The organism is Phycisphaerales bacterium (assembly GCA_040217175.1).
Classification (GTDB): Bacteria; Planctomycetota; Phycisphaerae; order Phycisphaerales; family UBA1924; genus JAHCJI01.
The window spans coordinates 352,143-371,863 of record JAVJNT010000001.1; the positions used below are offsets into that span (position 1 = coordinate 352,143).

Below are 19,721 nucleotides of genomic sequence, written 5' to 3' on the forward strand. Positions count from 1 at the left end.
TCTGGTTGGGCCGCGCCGCCGGTCAGCCGGCGTCGGCGGCCAGGGCGGGCTCGGCCTGCTGCTCCCCATCGTCGGCCAGCCGATCCCGGGCGGCCTGCTCGTCTCGCTGCGCCTCATGCTCCGCAAGGATGCGCATGAAGCCCTCGGTCGGCTCGCTGAATCGCACCCAGGCAGGCAGGCCCGAGAGCAGGCGGTCCGGGTTGGGCATCTCGACCTTCACCCAGACCTTGTCCGAGCCGAAGTCCGCCACCGGGCTCACCTCGGTCACGGTGCCCTCGAACATCCGAGGCTCGCCGGCCACGCTTACGGCGACCCAGGCCTTGTCGCCCCGCTCGAGCTGCTCTGCGAGCACCGTGCTCGTCGGGGTGGGCACCTTCACCTGCAGGGGGTCGATCGACACCAGCCGCAGCACGGGCTCGCTGTCCTGCATGGCCTGGCCGGGCGTAACCTCAATGGCCGCCACCATGCCATCGAACTGGGCCGTGATGGCGAACCGCTCCAGGTCCGCCTCCTGCCGCTCGAGGATGATCCCCTGCTCGATGAATCGCTCGTTGGCGGTGTCGAGCTCGATCTTGGCGTTCTCGAGCGACGCCCGGGCGCGCTCGTACTCGAGGGTGCTGCCGCCGCCCTGGTCCTGTGCGGTCTGCTGGTTGTCGAACTCGATCTGGGCCAGTTGCACGCGGTTCTCGGCGGCCAGGATCTCGAAGCGGTTCTTAGCGCGACGCTGCTGCAGGCGATAGGCCGCCTGGATGTCGCCGTCGCGGGCCCGCACGAGCACGTCGCCCTTCTCCACGCGATCGCCCACGCTCACGAGCACCGAGCGCACCTCGCTGGGCTGGCTGAAGCCCATCATGGCGTCCTTGCTGGGCTGGGTGAAGTGGTAGATGCCCCCGAACTCGGCCGCCCATGACGGCTCGAATGCGTAGCCGCGCGGTCGTTCGTCCTGGCGATCGCCGGCCTGCCCGGCGTGTGCCAGGGGCATCGCGGCGGCGAGCAGGGGGATCGTGAGGGCGAGGAACAGGCGGCTGGGGCGGGTCTTGGGCGTGGCTGTGGCCATGGTGGCCAAGTATACGGTTGGGACGTAGGTCTTTGTTCCCCTTCCGCCGCATTTCGCAACCGCGCGAGCCGCTGCTCCGTAGAAACCCCTAACGTCTCGATCCCGTGTTCGCGTGGACCTCGACCCGCGAAACGAAAATCCGGAAGGAGCCTCCCCATGCGCCGTCCGCCCGCCTCCCGCCGTGGCCTCTCCGCCATCGAGGTGCTCGTCGTGGTCGGGGTGGTGGTGCTGCTGACCATCGTGGTCTTGCCCCTGGTCGCCGGATTCCGGACCGGCACGAGCGGCGGGTGGCAGCTACGAGACTCCACCCAGATCCGCGGCATCACCCAGGCGTGCGCGATCTGGGCCCAGAACAACAACGAGCGATACCCCACGCCCAGCGAGGTCGACCTCCAGGGCACGACGATCGCCAGGCCGGCTGGTCTGGTCGGTCCCGATCGCCGGCTGGACACGACCGGCAACACGTTCTCCTTGATGATCTGGAACGGCTTCTTTCCCGTCGAGTTGACCGTCAGCCCCGCCGAGGCGGGCAACGTGGACGTCATGAGTGGCTTCCAGGTCGCAAGCCCATCCACGGCCGTCGATCCGAGAAACGCCCTCTGGGATCCGGCCTTCCGCGGCACGCCCCTGGACGAGTGGGGCGGCGGCGTTCCCGGCAAGGTGGGCGATCCGAGCCACAACTCCTATGCCCAGGTGCCGTGGTTCGACGATCGCGGCTTCATGTGGGGGAACACGTTCAGTTCGATGCACGCCTGCTTTGGCAACCGCGGCCCGGCCTACGCCTTGGACAAGAAGGGCCGATGGGAGCCCATCCGGGGCCACAACTTCGGCTCACGATCGACCACGCTGCTCATGCACGGGCCACGCGACGAGTGGAACGGCAACGTCGGCTTCAACGATCAGCACGTGGAGTATCTGACGACGGCGGCGTCCCCAACGCTCACGTGGACCTTCCCAGGAATCGGCGACCCGTCCAACATGATGCTGCCCGACAACCTGTTCCACGCCGAACACGACCACACCCGCGCGCTCATCGACGAACACGTCAAGCCCGTCATGGGAACCGATGGCGTGGGTACCATCTCCGGCGATGGCGCGGACGCTGGTGTCGGTGCGCTGGACCAGAAGAATAACTACCTAAGGCCCATCGCCAGGATCCTGCCAGGCGAGAACGGCAAGATCACGGCGGAATTCTGGATCGACTGACCACGACGCAGGGGAGGAAACACGATGCGACACGCACGGGGATTCACGCTCATCGAGGTCGGCGCCGTCACGGCGGTGCTGTCGGTCGGGGCGGCGGTGGTCATGCCGCAGTTCCAGGAAGCACGTGCCACGGCCCGTCAGTTGAAGGACTCCACCCAGTTGCGCGGCATCACCCAGGCGTGCGCGATCTGGGCCCAGAATACCGACGAGCGATACCCCGTGCCAAGCCGCATCGATCGCAAGGGCGTCACGCTACCGCGGCCCGCCGACCTGCCGGCGGATGCTCGCGACCTCCGCCTGGACACGACCGGCAACACGCTGTCGCTCCTGATCTGGAACGGCTTCATTCCCTGGAACCTCACCGTAAGTCCGGCGGAGGTCGGCAACGTCGAGGTCATCAAGAACTATCAGACCGCCACGCCGACGACGGCGGTGGACCCGAACGCATGCCTCTGGGATCCGGCGTTCCGCGGCACGCCCCTGGACCACTGGGGCGGCAAGGTGCCCGGCGAGGTTGGCGACGCGAGCCACAACTCGTACGCCCAGGTCGCATACTTCGGCGCGCGAGAGTCGATGTGGGGTAATACGTTTAAGGCCACCGAGGCCTGCTGGGCCAACCGCGGGGCGGCGTACGTGCTGCGTGACGACCAGTGGCATCCGCTTGCGGGCAGCACGTTCGGCGATGGCTCGAAGACGATGAAGATCCATGGCCCGCCGGATTCGTGGGCGGGCAACATCGCCTTCAACGACCAGCACGTCAGTTTCGTCGAGCGGCCCGACCCCGAGATGCTGGTCTGGGCGTTCGCCGGGCTCGAAGGCGACGGAGAGCGCCACTTGCCCGACAACGTGTTCCACTCCGAGCGCGACCAGAACCGTTGGCTCATCGACGAGCAGATCGAACTCGTCACCGAGCACGACGGGCGCGGCTCGGTGTTCGCGACCGGCAAGAACGGTGGGACGGGCGCGCTCGACCAGCGCAACGCCTACCTCAGGCCCATCTCGACCGTCGTTCCGGGCGAGGGCGACGCGCTGAAGGCACACGTCTGGATCGATTGATGCGGATCTCGGTGTGGTCGCAGCGAGCACCCGACCAGCGCCGCAAGCCGAAGCTGGCCAGAGAGCTTCTCCGGCAGGCCGTTGCACTCGAAGCAGGCGAAGAACGTCACGTCGCCCACGAAGATGGCCGCGCCCCGGCCGTCGATGGGCTGTCGGTCTCGCTGTCCAGGGCGGAGGGGCTGGCCATGTGCGCCGTGAGCGATTGCGAGGCCATCGGCCTGGACGTCGAGCAGCTACGGCCGTGGACCGAACTCGCGGACATGGCGACGCTCGTGAGCGATCCGCCGCCGCGTGACGCTCGGTCGTTGCTGGAGCTCTGGACGCGGAAGGAAGCCCTGGCAAAGGCGATGGGAACCGGCCTGCTCGACGACGTGCGTGCGCTTGCCGTTCCAGATCGATCGCCCGCGATCGGCGAGTGGATGCGTCGGGATGGCTGGCTCTGGATCGGATGTCCGTGCGAGAAGCATCACGTCGCGGCCCTGGTCGTGCGACACCCGGGCGACGACGCGGAAGGCGGCTACGACGTGTTCGAGATGCGCGGGAGTCCGGCAATCCGGATCTCGTCGCTCCAACTGCTCTTCTAGCCCAGATCGATGCCGAGCGTCCGGGCCAGTTCCTCCGCCCGATCGCCCGTGCAACTGCACACGTTCACGTGGGCGACCTTCCGGCCCGGCCGCTGCTGCTTGCGGTAGTCGTGCAGCCGCGAGTCCGGCCGTGACAGCACGCGTCGCACGTCGGGCAATTGGCCGACGCAATTGAGCATGACGGTGGGGCAGCGGACCTCGGTCGAGCCCAGCGGCAGGCCCATGACGGCCCGAACGTGGTTCTCGAACTGGCTCGTTGCGGCACCGTCGATGGTCCAATGCCCGCTGTTGTGCACACGGGGAGCGAACTCGTTTGCGACGAGGCGGCCGTCGACCTCGAAGAACTCGATCGTGAGTACGCCCCGGTGGTCGAGGGCGGCCATGAGCGTGCGGGCCATGGTCTGCGCCTGGGCGTTGATCTCATTGGAAACGCCGACCGCGGGCGCCACGGTGACTCGAAGGATGCCCTGGCGGTGCTCGTTCTCGACGAGCGGGTACGAAGCCGAGTCGCCCTCGATGCCGCGAGCGACGACGAGGGACAACTCGCGATCGAATCGCAGCATCTGTTCGAGCACGGCCGGCTGCTCGTCGATGGCCGCCCAGGCGCGCGGCGCGTCGGCGGCATCCGCGATGATGGCCTGGCCCTTGCCGTCGTAGCCGCCGCGGCGGGTCTTGAGGATGGCGGGCGCGCCGATGGTCTCCAGGGCCTTCTGGAGTGAGTCGAGCGAGTCGACCGGGGTCCATGGCGCGACCTCGAACCCTGCGTCGGTCAACGCCTGCTTTTCGAGGCAACGATCTTGGGACAAACGCAGGCTCTCGATGCCCGGTCGGATCGGCACGCGCGATGCGATCGTCTCGGCGGCGATCGTCGGTACGTTCTCGAATTCGTATGTCACTGCGTCCAGTCCATCGGCGAAGCCACGCAGCGCTGCGGCGTCGTCGTATGGACCGTCGATCAGTTCGCATACGTCGGCGGCGCACGCGTCAGGGCTCGGGTCGTAGGCCCGCACGCGAACGCCGAGTGGCGCGGCCGCCAGCGCCGTCATCCGCGCGAGCTGGCCGCCCCCGAGGATCCCCAGCCTCACGGGCCGCTCTCCGGCGGAAGCTTCGCATCGAGCACCACGCCGGTCTGCTTCGATCGGAACGCGTCGATGGCCTCGGCGACACGCTCGTCGGAGAGAGCGACGATCTGGGCTGCCAGGATGCCAGCGTTTCTCGCCCCGGCCGTGCCGATGGCCAGCGTGCCGACGGGTACGCCGCCGGGCATCTGTGCGATGGAGAGCAGCGAGTCGAGGCCGCTGAGCGCCTTGCTCTGTACGGGCACGCCCAGGACGGGCAGCGGCGTCTTGCTGGCGCACATGCCCGGCAAGTGTGCCGCGCCGCCCGCGCCGGCGATGATGACCTTGAGCCCGCGGTCCTTTGCGTTTTCGGCGTACTCGAAGAGCAGGTCGGGCGTGCGGTGGGCCGAGACGACCCGGCACTCGAAGGCGACGCCCAGGTCGGCCAGCGCGGCGGCGGCGTGGGCCATCGTGTCCCAGTCGCTCGTCGATCCCATGATGACGCCCACCAGGGGCGGGCCGGGGGGCGACGTCGGATTTGGGGTTGCCGGTGCTGCCATCGAGCAGGATAGGTGGGCGGGCGGGCGATCGGGCGCAGGTCAGCCGGCCTGCGAGCGCGACTGGCTGCTGCGCTTGACGCGCGGGCTGGTGTCCTCGTCGTCCTCGTCGGTCATTACCTCGCGTGAGGTCCGGCCGGCGAGCAACGAGGGCCGCGGATCGCCCGGTTCTTCTTCGGCGTCGGTCGGCTTCTGGTGGAGGATGTGCGAGTCGGCGTCGTAACAGCCACGCATCTCGTCGTGGGCGGTGCCGTCCCAGAGGGGGCTGCCGACGAAGTAGGCCGCCCGTGCGATCAGGTGGCTGGCGATGGGCGCCGTGATGAAGAGCATGCCGATGACCAGCAACGCCTCGAGCACGACGTCGAGGCTCACGAAGTGGGTGGCGACAGCGAGCACCATGCAGCCCACGCCGAGCGTGCCGGCCTTGGTCGCTGCCTGCATGCGCGTGTAGACGTCGGGCATCCGCAGCAGGCCGACGGCGGCCAGCACGCTGAAGAACCCGCCGATGAGCACGAGGCCCACGGTGAGCCCGTAGTTCAGCCAGGTAACGGAACTGACCATCCACTCGCTCATGGCCGGGCCCTCCGCTCGAGGTACAGCGCAAAGGCGGCCGTACCCAGGAACAGGATGAGCCCCATGACCAGGCAGACGCTGAGCAGCACGGGCTGGCCGATGAGGATCGCGAAGATGGCGATGACGGCGACGGCGAACATGCCCATGAGGTCAAGGGCAACGACGCGGTCGGGCAGCGTGGGACCGATGAGCAGCCGGACCAGGCAGCCAATCATGGCGATCGCCAGCATGCCAAGGACGATCAGCACGATGGCCTCGATAAAGACCGGACCGTCGTTGAGCGCGGGCGTGATGATGGTGGCCGGAGCGAGCAGGTTCATCGCGTCACCTCCAGCAGCCGTCGCTCGAAACCGTCCTTGATTTCCCGCCGCATCTCGTCGGGGCTGGTGACGTGCATGAAGTGGATGAACAGGATCGACTTGTCGGCCGAGACGTCAAGGCTCAGCGTGCCGGGCGTGAGCGTGATGAGGTTTGCCAGGATCGTCAACTCGGTGTCGGTGATGTCCTCGACGAGCGGGATGGCCAGCACGCCCGGCTTGAGCTTGCGCAGCGGGCTCATGGTGTAGTAGGCCATCTTGATGTTCGCGATGACCAGCTCGACGACGACGTAGAAGCAGAACAGAGAGATTCGGCCCACCTTGGAGTAGTACGAACCGCGCATCTCGCGGGGAATGCACAGCCGCAGCGTCACGAATGCGATGACGAAGCCGATGAAGAAGTTGGCCGGCGAGAACGGCCCGATGGCCATTGCCCAAACCAGTGCCAGCACGAGATTGAGAACGAGCGCGCCTATGGCTGGTCCTCCTGCGGAGCGTCCGCCGCCGATGGAACAGTATCCAGTTCGTGCAGCGTGCCGTCGACGGCCCGCTGGTAGTACTCGCCAAGAACGGCCCGCTGGTAGCCCTCGGTATCAAGCAATTGTTCGCCTGCACGCTCGGCTACGCGGTACAGCGGCTCGATGAGCACGCCCAGGGCGATCGTGGCGGTCGCGAGCACGATGATCGGCGCGGCCATCAGGCCGATGCGAACGCGGTCACTCTTCCCGCTCACGCGGGGTGGCTCTGGCATCGACTCGGGCGGTTCCTTCCAGAACGCTTCGGCCCAGATCTTCGTCATCGAGTAGAGCGTCAGGATGCTCACGCACAGCGAGGCGGCGACCAGCGCAAACGCGCCAGCGGCCAGGCCGCTCTTGATGAGCACGAACTTGCCCCAGAACCCCGTCGAGATCGGGATGCCCGCCAGCGACATGGCCGATGCCATGAACAGCACGCCCGTCCACGGGTGCGTCTTGACGAGCCCGCCCAGGTGTTGCAGTTCGCTCGTGCCCGCGATGCGCTGGACCAGGCCGCTGATGAGGAACAGGTTCCCCTTCACGATGCCGTGGTGCAGCAGGAACATCGCCGAGCCGGCGAGCGCGACCGTCGCCGTCTCGCGGGCGCCAGCGCTGTCGGGCTCAGCATGGGCTAGTGCATACAGCGCCACGGATAGGCCCATGAGCATGTAGCCGATCTGGCTGACGCTATGGAAGGCCAGGATGCGGCGGATCTCGAACTGGCAGGCAGCGCCGAGCACGCCGGTGACCATCGTCAGCCCGCTGATCCACATCAGGATCGGAGCCGTGATCTCCAGTTGCTGGTCGAACAGCAGCGTAAACGTCCGCATGATGGAGTAGACGCCCACCTTGGTCAAGAGCGCGGCAAAGAGCGCCGTGATGGCCACCGGCGGCGTGTGATAGCTGGCCGGGAGCCAGAAGAAGAGCGGGAAGACGGCTGCCTTGATGCCGAAGGCAACCAGGAAGAGCATGGACAAAGCCGTGATGGCGCCCGGGTTGTCGGCCCGTTCGAGCACGATCGAGAGGTGGGCCATGTTGAGCGTACCGGTCATGCCGTAGAGCAGGCCGATGGCCGCCAGGAAGATGCCGCTGGAGAGCAGGTTGAGGGTCACGTACTTGATGGCGCCCTCGAGCTGGCCCCGCTCGCCGCCCAGGGTGAGCAGCACGAAGCTGGCCAGCAGCATGATCTCGAACCAGACGTACATGTTGAAGACGTCGCCCGTCAGGAACGCGCCCGAGCAGGCGGCGAGCACGGCGTGCATCAGTGGGTGGTACCCGAAGCTCTCTCGCTTGCGGTCGATGGCGCCCAGGCTATAGACCGTGATCGCCACGGCGATCACGCCCGTGAGGCCCACGAGCATGGCGCTGAGCGTGTCGGCGACGAGCGAGATGCCGAAGGGCGCGGCCCAGCCGGCGGCGTTCGTGGTGACGACCGTGCCGTCGCTCGTGGCGTACAGCAGGGAAAGTGATGAGGCGAGGAGGCTGACTGCGCCCGCGACGCTGACCCATCGCTGCATCACGCGATCCTTCCACAACCCGATGCACAGCACCGTGGTTGCAAGAGGGATCAGGATGGGGGCGATGATCGTCAGGTTCATCGGTCGGTCGTCCGCATCGCGTCGAGGTCGTCCGTGCCGACCTCCTGATAAGTGCGCTTCACGAGCACGATCGTGAATGCGAGGATGGCAAAGCTGATGACCACGGCCGTCAGGATCAGGGCCGGCGGCAGCGGGTCGGTGTACTGGCCGACGAGCTCGTCTTGATCTGCGGGGATCAGCGCCGGCTTGCCGCGCGTCAGGCTTCCCGCAGCGAAGATCAGCAGGTTGGCGCCATGGCTAATGAGCGCGAGGCCGATGATCAGCTTCACGAAGCTTCGACGGAGGATCATGTAGATGCCAGCGGCGTAGAGGAATCCGACGGCGATGGCAAGAAGCAGTTCCATGTCGCGATCCTCCTTTCGTCAGCTTTCTTCGGCCAGGGTGCTCAGCATGAGCAGGCACACGCCCATGACGGTGACATAGACGCCGACGTCGAACAGGAGCGGCGTGCCGACCTTCAGTTCTCCGATGCCCGCGAGTTCGAAGCTCGACCACATGCCATACAGGAACGGCTCGCCCCCGAGCAGCCCCGGCACGCCGCTCACAAGGGCCATGCCGAGTCCGATGGCGATGTAGGTCGTCAGCGGCACGCGGAGGATGCGCTGCATCGCGGGAACGCCAAAGGCCATGGCATACAGCGCGAACGCCGAGGTCGCCAGCAGGCCGCCCACGAAGCCACCTCCGGGCTGGTTGTGGCCGCGGAGCAGCACGACGATGCTGAAGAGGATCAGGAGCGGCAGCATGAACCGCGTCGCCGTACGGAGGATGATGGAGTTCATGCCATCCCTCCCTGCGCCGGACGATCCTGTCGGAGCTTCAGGAGCGTGTAGACGCCGACCGCCGCGAGGCCAAGCACGACGATCTCGCCGAGGGTATCGATGGCGCGGAAGTCGACCAGGATGATGTTGACGAGGTTGCGGCCGTAGGCGACGTGCTCGCCCGCGGCACTCGGCAGCGCGTAGCGGTTGTAGAACCAAGAGATGCCATCATCGGCGTCGATGGCGAACGACGAGACCACGAACGCCGCCATCATGAGGCCGAACGCGGCGCCCAGGAGGGCGTCGAGCGACTTGACCTTCTTCGAGCTGTACACCGAGAACCGAGGCAGGTGGTAGACCACCAGCACGAAGATGATCACCGTGAGCGTCTCGACGGCGAACTGCGTCATGGCGACGTCGGGCGCACCGAAGAGCACGAAGATCACGGCCGAGCAGTATCCCACGACGCCCAGCACCGCGATGGTGGACAGGCGGCCGCGCATCTGCGTGCTCGCGATGGCGGCAACACAGATCATGAACACGAGCACGGCTTCGAACAGGAGCTCGGTCCAGGCGATCTCGCCGAACTTCGGCAAGGCCACCGAGATCGATTCGACGAGGTCTCCCTGCAGCACCATCAGGCCGCCACCGAGGGCCAGCACCGTCAGCACGGTCACTTGCACGTAGACGCGGAGGTAGCCGCTCTGGAGCAGCTTGGTCTGGATCGTTGCCAGCGATACGCTGCCGACCGTCCCGGCAAACAGCAAGTGGTAGATGCGCTCGGGCCCGATGATGGCGCCGATGCGGTCCAGCGGTGCGGTGATCGCCCGCCATGGCCCGCGGAGGAAGAACAACACGGCGCCCGCGACCAGCGCGATGCCGCTCAGCAGCAGCGCCGTGCTCGCGTGCGTCGCCATGTAGATCGCGCTGAGCTTGACGAGCTCGACTTCTTTGGCGCCGGCGATCGACGCCGTCGTGCCGTTGATGATGGGCTTGGCGAACAGGGCCGGTACGAGGCCGCCCACGAGCGTCAGGCACGTCAGCACGACCGGGCCCAGCAGCATTGGCGGAGGCGCCTCGTGCGGCGGCTTGGGATACTCGCCCTCGGCCGTTCTCTTCATCAGGAACGGCCGGATGCCCGCCTGGAATCCCGCGACCGCCATGAAAGCGCCGGCGATCGTCGAGATCGTGGGCCAGAGCCACGCCACGTCGTGCGGCCCGCCGTGGGCGTGCAGGCTGCCCTTGAGCAGCAATTCCTTGGCGACGAAGCCCAGCAGCGGAACCATGCCGGCCATCGACAGGCCCGAGATGATCGCGACGAGCGCGGTCACGGGCATCTTGCCGAAGAGCCCGCCCATCTGCTCGGTGTCCTTCACGCCCGCCTCGTGGTCGACGATGCCGGCAACGAGGAACAGGGCCCCCTTAAACAGGGCGTGTGCCAGGATGTATGCCGCGGCGGCCTGGGGGGCGCCAAGGCCGATGAGCATGACCATGATGCCCAGCGAACTCACGGTGGTGTAGGCCAGGACCTTCTTGTAGTACGTCTGCCGCGTGGCCATGTAGGCACCCAGCAGCATGGTCGCACCGCCGAAGCCGGCCAGGGCCCACTGCCACGCCGGGTCTTCGGTGAACGCCGGATTCAGACGCGCCACGAGGTACACGCCCGCCTTGACCATCGTCGAGGAGTGCAGGTAGGCACTCACGGGCGACGGCGCTTCCATCGCGTTGGGCAGCCAGAAGTGGAACGGGAACTGAGCGCTCTTGGTGAACGCGCCGCCCAAGACCAGGATCATCGCGGCAAGCGTGAGCGGGCTTTCAGCGAGCACCTGATAATTCTCGATGATGCCCGAGACCGAGAAGGTGCCGGCGATCTGCCCGAGCAGCACCAGGCCGGCGAGCATCGACAGCCCGCCCAGGCCCGTGACGACGAGCGCCTGCAGCGCGCTCTTACGAGCCTTCTCACGCTCGTGGTCGAAGCCGATGAGCAGGTAGCTCGTGATGCTCGTGAGCTCCCAGAAGATGAAGAGCAGGATCAGGTCGTCGGCGAGCACGAGACCAAGCATGGCGCCCATGAAGCCCAGCAGGTAGCCGAAGAAGCGACCCCGCTTCGGGTGCCCTTCGAGATAGCTATTGGAGTACAGCACGATGGCCGTGCCGACGCCGGTGACCAGGAGCGCGAACAGCGTGCTCAGGGAGTCGACCCGGAACGAGAATTCAACCCCCAGCGACTCGGCCCAGGCCACGGCGACGGTGGTGGCCTCGCCGGCGGCCGTCGGGGTCATCTGCGTGAGGTAGTACCCAAAGGCGACGAGCGGCCCGAGTGCCAGCACGTACCCGGTCGCCCGCCCCAGCACGCGATGCAGGGACGGGGCCGCTAGGGCCAGTGCGAAGATGGCAAGGAGCGTGCCGACGATCACCTAGGGGCTCCACTCTCAATCGGCCCCGGCTCGCGTCCAACGCGGATGCTGAGGTTCGATAATCCGGCGATGGTATCCGAAAGGACCACCACGCCGGCCCCTACCGATCGGCCGTCTGGTTTTCCCGCTTGAATGAATGCCGCGGACTGGACCGAATTTTCAGGCCACGACCTCGGCGACGGCGTCCGAGACGAGGATTTCGGCCTCGGTCTTGGCCTTAACCTCGTCGACCGTCACGCCGGGGGCCACTTCGGTGAGCACGAAGCGATGCTTGTCGTGGTCCATTTCGAGCACGCACAGGTCGGTGATGACCATGTTGATGCAACGCTGGCCGGTCAGCGGGAGGGAGCACTGCTTGACGATCTTGGGCTCGCCCTTCTTGTTGGTGTGCTCCATGGTGACGACGACCTTGCGAACGCCGGCGACAAGGTCCATCGCGCCGCCCATGCCCTTGACCATCTTGCCAGGAATCATCCAGTTGGCAATATCGCCCTCCTGGCTGACTTCCATGGCGCCCAGGATGCACATGTCGATGTGCCCGCCCCGGATCATGCCGAAGCTCTCGGCGCTACTGAAGAAGCTGGCGCCGGTGCGGGCGGTGACGGTCTGCTTGCCGGCGTTGATCAGGTCGGCGTCGACCTCGGCCTCGGTGGGGAAGGGGCCGATGCCCAGCAGCCCGTTCTCGGATTGCAGCCATACGTCCATGCCCTCGGGGATGTGGTTGGCCACGAGGGTCGGCATGCCGATGCCGAGGTTCACGACGTATCCGTCGCGCAGTTCCTGGGCCGCCCGCCTGGTGATCTGGTCTCGGGTAAGCATGGCCAAGTGTACCCCCAGCGGCCCGCTTAGCGGCCGGCCGCAAGCCGCTTGGCCCGCATGCGGTTCAGCCGGCTCTTGAGCGTCAGCAGGGCACCGACGGCCGCGAAGGGAACGCCAGCGAGCCCGACGATGGCCCACCGCAGCATGGCGCCCGCCTGGGCCTTCTCGGGCTCGTCGCTTGCGGCCCCTTCGGCCAGCGGATTGCTGACGGCCTCGTGGATGATGTGCACGTAGCCCTGCAGCGCCATGCCCAGGCCCGTGATCATGAGACCGAGCCCGATGAGCAGGAAGATCCAGCCGACGAGCCGCATCATGGCGTGTCTCCCTCGCTGCGTTGGCTCGGCTTGCCCGTGATCGCCAGGCCAACGATGCCCAGAATCATGATCGCCAGCCCGACCACGCTGACGAGCGCGCACACCGAGAGCGTGGCGATCGCCAGCGGACGGATCTCGTCGATGGGCAGCCGCGCGGCTCGTGCCGCGGTCACGCCGGCGGAGATGAGCCCGACGAGCCCGAGCAAGAGCCAGGGCGTGCAGGCGACGATGGCGCCGAGCTTGATGCGCTGCGTGTGCTTGCGGCGATTGGGATCTTGGTAAGGCATGTCAGACACGGCCGAGCCACTCCGTTTCCAGGGCGTCCAGCTCGGCCTTGAGATCGTCGCGACTGGCGTTGATCTCGGCGGCCTTGATGGCGTCCTTCCAGATTTCGGGATCGTCGAGCTTCACGTCGATGCGGGCGATCTGGCCCTCGAGCTCCTGGATCTTCTCTTCGATGGCCTCGACGGGCATCCAGGAGTACTTGCTCTTGCCGGCCTTCGATCGAACCGTTGGCGTGGGGGCGGTCGGCGGCGGTGGGGGCGGGGGCGTAGATGCCGGGCGCTGCACGGGCTCGGGCGCCGAGATCGAGCGCGCCCCGCCCGCGAGCCAGTCGCTCCAGCCGCCCAGGTGCAGGCTCACGCCGCCCTTGCCATCGAACACGATGAGATGATCGCACACGGCGTCGACGAGCGTGCGGTCGTGGCTGACGACGATGAGCGTGCCGTCGAACGTGCCGCTCTTCTTGTCCTTGCTGCGCTCGAGCATGGCTTCGAGCCGCTCGGCGCTGGGGATGTCGAGGTGGTTGGTCGGCTCGTCAAGCACCAGCACGTTTCGGGCGCAGGCCAGGAGCGCCGCGAGCGCCGCCCGGGCGCGCTCGCCGCCCGACATGTCGCCCAGGATGGCCTCCTGGCGATCGCCCGAGAACAAGAACGCGCCGGCGAGGTCTCGCGACTCCTGCTCGCTCAGGAGCTTTGGCTTGTCCGGGCCATCCTCGGCCTCGGCCAGGCGGGCCACGACGCGCTGGATGTGCCTCGGCACGGTCGTCATGGGGTCCATGTCGCCGCGGCCCTGGCTGAAGTAGCCAACCTTGAGCCCAGCGCCGTGCTTGACCTGGCCGGCGGTTGGCTCGCGCTTGCCGAGCAGGCACTCGACGAGCGTGCTCTTGCCCGCGCCGTTCGGGCCGACCACGCCCCAGCGCTCGCCGCGCGAGATCGTGACGTCGAGCCCCTCGAAGAGCGTGAGCATCGAGCCGTCGTCGCGCGGGTAGCGCATCGTCAGGCCCGTCGCCTTCACCACGATGTCGCCCGTGCGTGGGGCCGGCGGCAGGCTGGGCTTGAAGACCGCCAGCTCGACCGGCTTCTCGAGCGTGGAAGACTCGCGGGCGCGATCGAGCCGGCTCTCGCGGCCCTTGGCCTGCTTGGCCCGCTGGCCCGCGCGGTACTTGTCGATGAACGCCTGCTCTTGCCTGAACTTGGTCTGCTGGCGCTCCCAGGCTTCCATCTGGGTGCGCAGCCGATCGGCTCGAAGCGTTCGGAACGCCGTGTACCCGCCCGGGTAGCTGATCACCCGTCCTCGTTCCAGTTCGACGATGCGCTGTGCGACGCGGCTCAGCACCGAGCGATCGTGGGCGATCAGCACCACCGCGCCCTTGAACGTCTCGACGAGGAAGTCTTCCAGCCAGATCCGGCCGTGCACGTCCAGGTGGTTCGTGGGCTCGTCCATCAGGAGCACGTCGGGCTCGGTGAGGAGGGCTCGAGCGAGCGCGAGCCTTGCCTTCTGGCCGCCGCTCAGCTTCTCGACGGGCAGCGAGAACTGGGCGTCTCGGAAGCCCAGCCCATGCAGCACGCCGTCGATCCGGTGATCGACGTTGTAGCCGCCCGAGGCCTGGATGCGCTCTTCGAGACGCGCCTGCTCGGCCATGGCCCTCTGCAGGTCGTCGCCCTCGGCATCTGCCAGCTTATGGAACACGTCCTCGAGCTGGCGGTGGAGCGTGGCGAGCTCTTCGAACGCGCCCGCCGCGTGCTCGCGGAGCGTGACGCCCCGCTCGATCTTCGGGTCTTGGGCGAGGTAGGCAATGCGGGCCCCACGCTGCAGCGAGATTTCGCCCGCGTCGGGCTTCTGCACGCCGGCCATGATCTTGAGCAGGCTGCTCTTGCCCGTGCCATTCGGTCCGACGATCACGACGCGTTCGCGCGGCTCGACCGAGAGCGAGCATCCGCGCAAGATCACGTCGTCGCCGTAGGAAAGATCGAGATTCGCGACAGCCAGGACGGGCACGCGGAGATTCTAGAGGGATGTCCGTTGGAGAACGGGCGGCCGCGGGCTCGCCTTAGCCGGCCTTTTCTTGTTCTTTGAGGAGTTCGTAGATCTCCTCGGGCGTGCTAGCCGCGTAGATGCGGTCGCGGAAGTCGTCCATGGTCATGAGGCGGCTGATGCGGGCGAGCGCCTGGATGTGGTCGCTCGTGCGGTCGGGCGGGCTGGCGAGCAGCACGATGAGGCGGACGGGCTGGCCGTCGATGGCCTCGAACTCGATGGGGCTGGCGGGCTTGCCGATCGCCATCGCCAGGCCGCTCAGGCCCTCGCACTTGCCGTGAGGGATGGCCAGGCCGTGGCCGATGCCGGTGGTGCGGGTCTGCTCGCGCGCCCAGACGGCATCCTTGAGGGACTGCGCGTCGTTGACCCGGCCGAGGCCGGCCAGCAGGTCGACCATCTCGTCGATGACCGCGCGTTTGTCGGCCGAGTCGAGCGGCGCCTTCACGCACTCGGGCGTCAGGATGTCCAGCAACTTCATCGGTGTCCCGCTCCGCCGCTCGCCCGCGTCCGCCACCCTTACGCGGCCGCGGACGCCGGTCGTGGGGCCACTGTAGACCCCCTGCCGCCTGCCTATCGGGTCAGCTATCGGGTCTCTCGTGCTCCGGCGACCAGCAAGGCCGCGTATCCCCCGTCTCGGTAGGCCGTCGCCGGCTCGCCCGGCAGCCCCGCCGGCCGCGTCGAGGTTTCCTTGCGCAGCTCGAACCCCGCCGACTCGCGCGCCCACGCGGTGATGTCCTGGTTCTCTTCCGCGTCCATGCTGCAGGTGGCGTACACGACCAGGCCGCCGGGCGCGAGCATCGCGCGGCTCTGGGCCAGCAGGTCGCGCTGCACGCCGGTCAGCCGCTCGATCTGGCCCTCGGCCTTCTCCAGTCCCAGCCGATACCGCGCCTCGGGCCGGCGCGGCAGCACGCCCGAGTTGCTGCACGGCACGTCGAGCAGCACCAGGTCGGCCTTGCCGGCGGCCTCGTAGCGCACGTCCTCGATGTCCAGGACCCGGGTCTTTTCGTCCTTGGCGAAGACGCGGCGCAGTCCCTTCGCCCGCGCGTCGTTGGTGTCGCACGCGAGGATCGTGGCCTCGGGGAACATCGCGCGCAGCTGGCGGGTCTTGGTGCCCAGCCCGGCGCAGAGATCAACGATGAGCGAGGGCTTTGCCACCACGTCCGCGAGCACGTCGAGCGCGCCCGCGGACGTCGCGTCCTGCACCCAGACGTCCTTGCGACCCTTGAGCAGTTCGCGCGGGCTCGCGCCGGCGGGGCCCAGCACGCTCAGGCCCTCGCGCTCGTGGGGCGTCAGCGTCTGACCCTCGGGCGCCTCGACCGGGTCGCTCGCGTGGGCGTGGTTAATCACGACCGGAGGGTGGACGAGCGTGTGCAGCGACTGCTCGACGGCGCCGGCCTCGCCCAGCGTGCCGTGCCATCGCTCGACGAGTGCGCGCGGCACGCCGCAGGCCTGCTCGAGCCAGGGGAGTGTCTCGGTGGGGAAGGCATCGCGCGTGAGCTGGATGGCCCGGTCATCGTGCATCGGCATTCGATCGGGCTTGCCGACGTGGTCGGCGGCGGGGCCGTCGAGGACAACCGGCCAGCCCTCCTCCCCGCGGGCGACCGACTCGGAAACCCGGCGGAGCACGGCGTTGACCAGGCCGGTGGCCTTGGGCTTGCCGGCGGCGCGGGTCCAGTCGACGGCCTCGTTGATCGCCGCGTGGGGCGGGATGCGGTCGAGCAGCAGCAACTGGGCGGCCCCGGCGAGCAGGGCCGCGCGGACGGTGCTGTCCATTTCGGCGATCGGCCGGCTGGTGTGGGGCGCGATGATCGCCTCGAGCGTGATCCAACGCCGCATCACGGCGTCGTAGATCGCGTGGGCCAGCGCGGCCTCGCGGCCGGCGCCCGGGCCCTTGATCGCGCCGGTGTCCAGCGGCTCGAGCCCCAGGTCGGGGTAGCGATGGGCCTCTTCGCGGAGCCGCTTGTGGACCACCGAGCGGGCGGTCTCGTATCGAGGGGCGGCCGAGCGAGCGCGGCCGCGGCCGCGTGTGTTGGTTCGTGCGTGTGCCAAGGGGGATGATAGGGACGCGTACGATGGCGGCGTGCAGGACCAGCCGGCATCGCGCGCTCCAGCGGCCCCCGCTTCCGCGGCCCCGTCCGATGCGGCCGCGCCGCCATCGGGCACGCCCACCGAGCGACTGCGCCGGGCCCCCAAGAAGCTGCTTGGCACGATGCGGATCCGCAAGAAGCTGATCCTGCTGCACACCCTCTTCTCGGCCGGGCTTGCGGCGCTCATGTTCTTCATCCTGCGGCCGGCCATCGGCGACCTCGTGCGCCAGGCCGAGGCCGAGGACGCGGCCTACGTGCTCGGAACGCTCGACCTTCGGGACCTGACCGAGGACCGGGCCGGAGGGCAGCGGACCGTCGCGCCGGGCATCACGCTGCGGTGGGGCCAGGCCGACGCGCTCGGGCTGGGCTCGGACGCCGTGGCGGCGCTGCAGCGGGCCGCGACGGCGCCGGTGCCGCTGGCCCACGGCGCGGGCGACGGGCTGGGCCTGGGGTCGGCTGGCGTCTACCTGCCCCACGCGGCGGGCGGTGGCTACTTCGTGGTCGACCGGCGGCTCCAGGGCGTGCGCGCCTCGGTCAAGCGGCTCGACGTCGTGCTGCTGCTGAGCATGCTGGGCGTGTACCTGCTCATCGCCGCGGCGCTCGAGATCTTCGTGCTGCCCAAGAACGTCTACCAGCCCATCCGCCGGCTGCTGCGCGCCGACCTGGCGGTGCAGCAGGGCGATCGCGGCGGCGAGCTGATCGATCCCAGGTTCATGCCCGCCGACGAGCTGGGCGAGATCATGCGAAGCAGGAACCGTTCCATCGCCGCGCTGCGACGGAACGAGGCCGAGCTAGCGCGCACGCTCGTCGAGCTCGAACGCGTCGCCGGTGACCTTAAGCGCAAGAACCACCTGCTGGAGAACGCCCGGCGGAACCTGGCCGACGCGGATCGCCTCGCCTCGCTGGGCATGCTCAGCGCGGGCGTTGCCCACGAGATCAACACGCCCCTGGCGGTCCTCAAGGGCCTGGCCAGCGAGCTGAACGCCCGGCCAGGACAGCCCGTCGACGAGCGCAAGGCCCGGCTGATGGGTCGCGTCGTCGATCGCCTGGAGCGATTGGGCGAAGGGCTGCTCGACTTCGCGCGCGTGCGCTCGCCGCGCGTGTCGCGGGTCGAGGTCGCCGGCCTCGTGCGCCAGGCGCTCGAGCTCTTGAGCCTGGACGATCCCGTGCGCCGCGTGTCGGTCGAGGTCGACGTGCCCGAGGACCTGGCCGCCCCGTGCGACGGCGACCGCATCGTGCAGGTGCTGGTGAACCTCGTGCGCAACGCGGCCGAGGCGTTGATCGAAGACACGCACGCCGAGCGCGGCGCGCGCGATCCGACGGTGCGCATCGCCGCCGAATCGCTCGAGCGCGAGGGCTCCAACTGGGTGAGCATCACGATTGCCGACAACGGCCCGGGCATCCGCCCCGAATTGCTGGCGACGCTGTTCGAGCCGTTCGTGAGTTCGCGGCTGGACGCCAAGGGCACGGGCCTGGGCCTGGCGGTCGCCGACGGCATCGTCCGCGAGCACGGCGGCGTGCTGATCGCGCGCAACCAGGAAGCATCTCAGGGCGAACGTGGCCAGGGCGAACGCGGCGGCGCCGAGTTCGAGGTGCTGCTGCCCGCCTTCGAGGGAGCCTGACGTGCTCGACGCGAGCGTCCACGAGAGCATCGAGCGCAGCGTGCTGTGCTGGCTGGCCACGGTCTCGGCCGAGGGCCAGCCGAGCGTGTCGCCCAAGGAGGTGTTCGCCGCGTTCGGCTCCGACTCGATCGTCATCGCCAACATCGCCTCGCCCAACTCGGCGCGGAACATCCGCGCCAACCCGCGGGCTTGCGTGAGCTTCGTCGACGTGTTCGTGCAGAAGGGCTGGCAGGTGCGCGGCACTGCGAGCGTGCTGCGCGCGGGCGACGATGCGTACGACGCCATCGAGCGCATCCTGCTGGAGATCACCGGCGGCGCGTTCCCCTTCAAGAGCGTCTTCCGCGTGCTGGCCGAGGACGTGCGCGAGATCATCGCCCCGCGCTACCGGTTGTACCCCAAGACCACCGAGGCCGACCAGATCGCCAGCGCGATGACGCGATACGGCGTGCGGCCGAAGGCGTGAGACGCCCGCCGGGGCGTGGGTGCCTCCCGCGGGGGTGTTGACGAGTCTTGCAATCGTGTGGCTGCTTCCCGCAGGGGTGCGGACGCCATCTGCAGGGCTGCGATTCTCAATCACACCCCTGCGATTCTCAATCGCACCGACAACGATCCGGCCGATGTTCGGGACTCACTCCCGCTGGCGCCGCGTGGGAGGGGCGAACCCGAAACGTGACCGAACGCGATTCGCGGACGCTCGGGCCCGGCCGCGTGCGGGGCATCGCCGCGGCGGCTTTTGGGCCGTTCTGGTCCGTCGAGGCAGGGGGTCCTGCCCCCTTGTTGCCGCTCGCGGGAAAGGGCCGGCCTGAGGGGGGTGCCGCTTCAGCGGTCTGGTCCGGCGGTCTCCAGACCGCACCCAAAACCTGGATC

The 19,721-nt window shown here is 68.2% G+C and carries 21 protein-coding genes; 5 read left to right on the forward strand and 16 right to left on the reverse strand.

Going from position 1 to position 19,721, the window contains the following annotated elements; translation table 11 throughout:
* Positions 1 to 22 precede the first annotated feature (22 nt).
* The gene (locus RIA68_01505; protein MEQ8316107.1) at positions 23 to 1,057 is read right to left on the reverse strand and encodes an efflux RND transporter periplasmic adaptor subunit; all 1,035 of its coding nucleotides are present in this window, start codon (positions 1,055 to 1,057) and stop codon (positions 23 to 25) included.
* Positions 1,058 to 1,213: 156 nt separating this feature from the next.
* On the opposite strand from RIA68_01505, the gene RIA68_01510 reads away from it, so the two are divergent.
* The 3 genes from RIA68_01510 to RIA68_01520 are packed head-to-tail and all read left to right on the forward strand — an operon-like array spanning position 1,214 to position 3,903.
* A complete protein-coding gene (locus RIA68_01510; GenBank protein ID MEQ8316108.1) occupies positions 1,214 to 2,263 on the forward strand; it encodes a hypothetical protein in 1,050 nt (349 codons plus the stop codon).
* 24 nt (positions 2,264 to 2,287) lie between these two features.
* On the forward strand, positions 2,288 to 3,319 hold the full coding sequence (locus RIA68_01515; protein MEQ8316109.1) for a type II secretion system protein: 1,032 nt from the start codon (positions 2,288 to 2,290) through the stop codon (positions 3,317 to 3,319).
* Complete coding sequence (locus RIA68_01520; protein ID MEQ8316110.1) at positions 3,319 to 3,903, forward strand: 4'-phosphopantetheinyl transferase superfamily protein; 585 nt, start codon at positions 3,319 to 3,321, stop codon at positions 3,901 to 3,903. Before RIA68_01515 ends, RIA68_01520 begins: the two co-directional genes overlap by 1 nt.
* Here the strand turns inward: RIA68_01520 and RIA68_01525 are convergent.
* The 15 genes from RIA68_01525 to RIA68_01595 form a co-directional block, all read right to left on the reverse strand.
* Positions 3,900 to 4,988 carry a 5-(carboxyamino)imidazole ribonucleotide synthase gene (locus tag RIA68_01525; GenBank protein ID MEQ8316111.1) on the reverse strand — a complete coding sequence of 363 codons (1,089 nt, stop codon included), beginning with the start codon at positions 4,986 to 4,988 and terminating at the stop codon, positions 3,900 to 3,902. The genes RIA68_01520 and RIA68_01525 overlap by 4 nt on opposite strands.
* Positions 4,985 to 5,521 carry a 5-(carboxyamino)imidazole ribonucleotide mutase gene (gene purE, locus RIA68_01530; GenBank protein MEQ8316112.1) on the reverse strand — a complete coding sequence of 179 codons (537 nt, stop codon included), beginning with the start codon at positions 5,519 to 5,521 and terminating at the stop codon, positions 4,985 to 4,987. Before purE ends, RIA68_01525 begins: the two co-directional genes overlap by 4 nt.
* A gap of 39 nt (positions 5,522 to 5,560) precedes the next feature.
* A complete protein-coding gene (mnhG, locus tag RIA68_01535; GenBank protein ID MEQ8316113.1) occupies positions 5,561 to 6,091 on the reverse strand; it encodes a monovalent cation/H(+) antiporter subunit G in 531 nt (176 codons plus the stop codon).
* The gene (locus tag RIA68_01540; protein ID MEQ8316114.1) at positions 6,088 to 6,411 is read right to left on the reverse strand and encodes a monovalent cation/H+ antiporter complex subunit F; all 324 of its coding nucleotides are present in this window, start codon (positions 6,409 to 6,411) and stop codon (positions 6,088 to 6,090) included. The genes mnhG and RIA68_01540 overlap by 4 nt, the downstream gene beginning before the upstream one ends.
* Positions 6,408 to 6,860 carry a Na+/H+ antiporter subunit E gene (locus RIA68_01545; protein ID MEQ8316115.1) on the reverse strand — a complete coding sequence of 151 codons (453 nt, stop codon included), beginning with the start codon at positions 6,858 to 6,860 and terminating at the stop codon, positions 6,408 to 6,410. Before RIA68_01545 ends, RIA68_01540 begins: the two co-directional genes overlap by 4 nt.
* A gap of 20 nt (positions 6,861 to 6,880) precedes the next feature.
* Positions 6,881 to 8,521 (reverse strand): proton-conducting transporter membrane subunit, encoded by a 1,641-nt coding sequence (locus tag RIA68_01550; protein ID MEQ8316116.1) that lies wholly within the window; start codon positions 8,519 to 8,521, stop codon positions 6,881 to 6,883.
* Positions 8,518 to 8,865, reverse strand: a complete 348-nt coding sequence (locus RIA68_01555; protein MEQ8316117.1) for a Na+/H+ antiporter subunit C — start codon at positions 8,863 to 8,865, stop codon at positions 8,518 to 8,520. The genes RIA68_01550 and RIA68_01555 overlap by 4 nt, the downstream gene beginning before the upstream one ends.
* An 18-nt stretch (positions 8,866 to 8,883) precedes the next feature.
* Complete coding sequence (locus tag RIA68_01560; protein MEQ8316118.1) at positions 8,884 to 9,300, reverse strand: Na+/H+ antiporter subunit B; 417 nt, start codon at positions 9,298 to 9,300, stop codon at positions 8,884 to 8,886.
* The gene (locus tag RIA68_01565) at positions 9,297 to 11,696 is read right to left on the reverse strand and encodes a proton-conducting transporter membrane subunit (protein ID MEQ8316119.1); all 2,400 of its coding nucleotides are present in this window, start codon (positions 11,694 to 11,696) and stop codon (positions 9,297 to 9,299) included. Before RIA68_01565 ends, RIA68_01560 begins: the two co-directional genes overlap by 4 nt.
* Positions 11,697 to 11,855: 159 nt before the next feature.
* Positions 11,856 to 12,515 carry a CoA transferase subunit B gene (locus RIA68_01570; GenBank protein MEQ8316120.1) on the reverse strand — a complete coding sequence of 220 codons (660 nt, stop codon included), beginning with the start codon at positions 12,513 to 12,515 and terminating at the stop codon, positions 11,856 to 11,858.
* Between the two features lie 26 nt (positions 12,516 to 12,541).
* On the reverse strand, positions 12,542 to 12,829 hold the full coding sequence (locus RIA68_01575) for a hypothetical protein (protein ID MEQ8316121.1): 288 nt from the start codon (positions 12,827 to 12,829) through the stop codon (positions 12,542 to 12,544).
* Positions 12,826 to 13,125, reverse strand: coding sequence for a hypothetical protein (locus tag RIA68_01580; protein MEQ8316122.1), 300 nt, complete (start codon positions 13,123 to 13,125; stop codon positions 12,826 to 12,828). The genes RIA68_01575 and RIA68_01580 overlap by 4 nt, the downstream gene beginning before the upstream one ends.
* Positions 13,118 to 15,109 (reverse strand): ABC-F family ATP-binding cassette domain-containing protein, encoded by a 1,992-nt coding sequence (locus RIA68_01585; GenBank protein MEQ8316123.1) that lies wholly within the window; start codon positions 15,107 to 15,109, stop codon positions 13,118 to 13,120. Before RIA68_01585 ends, RIA68_01580 begins: the two co-directional genes overlap by 8 nt.
* 52 nt (positions 15,110 to 15,161) lie before the next feature.
* Positions 15,162 to 15,623 carry a PTS sugar transporter subunit IIA gene (locus RIA68_01590; protein ID MEQ8316124.1) on the reverse strand — a complete coding sequence of 154 codons (462 nt, stop codon included), beginning with the start codon at positions 15,621 to 15,623 and terminating at the stop codon, positions 15,162 to 15,164.
* A gap of 104 nt (positions 15,624 to 15,727) precedes the next feature.
* A complete protein-coding gene (locus RIA68_01595) occupies positions 15,728 to 17,194 on the reverse strand; it encodes a transcription antitermination factor NusB (protein ID MEQ8316125.1) in 1,467 nt (488 codons plus the stop codon).
* 31 nt (positions 17,195 to 17,225) lie between these two features.
* On the opposite strand from RIA68_01595, the gene RIA68_01600 reads away from it, so the two are divergent.
* Positions 17,226 to 18,854, forward strand: coding sequence for an ATP-binding protein (locus RIA68_01600; protein ID MEQ8316126.1), 1,629 nt, complete (start codon positions 17,226 to 17,228; stop codon positions 18,852 to 18,854).
* A 1-nt stretch (position 18,855) separates the two neighbouring features.
* Positions 18,856 to 19,317, forward strand: coding sequence for a pyridoxamine 5'-phosphate oxidase family protein (locus RIA68_01605; protein ID MEQ8316127.1), 462 nt, complete (start codon positions 18,856 to 18,858; stop codon positions 19,315 to 19,317).
* The last annotated feature ends 404 nt before the right edge of the window (positions 19,318 to 19,721 follow it).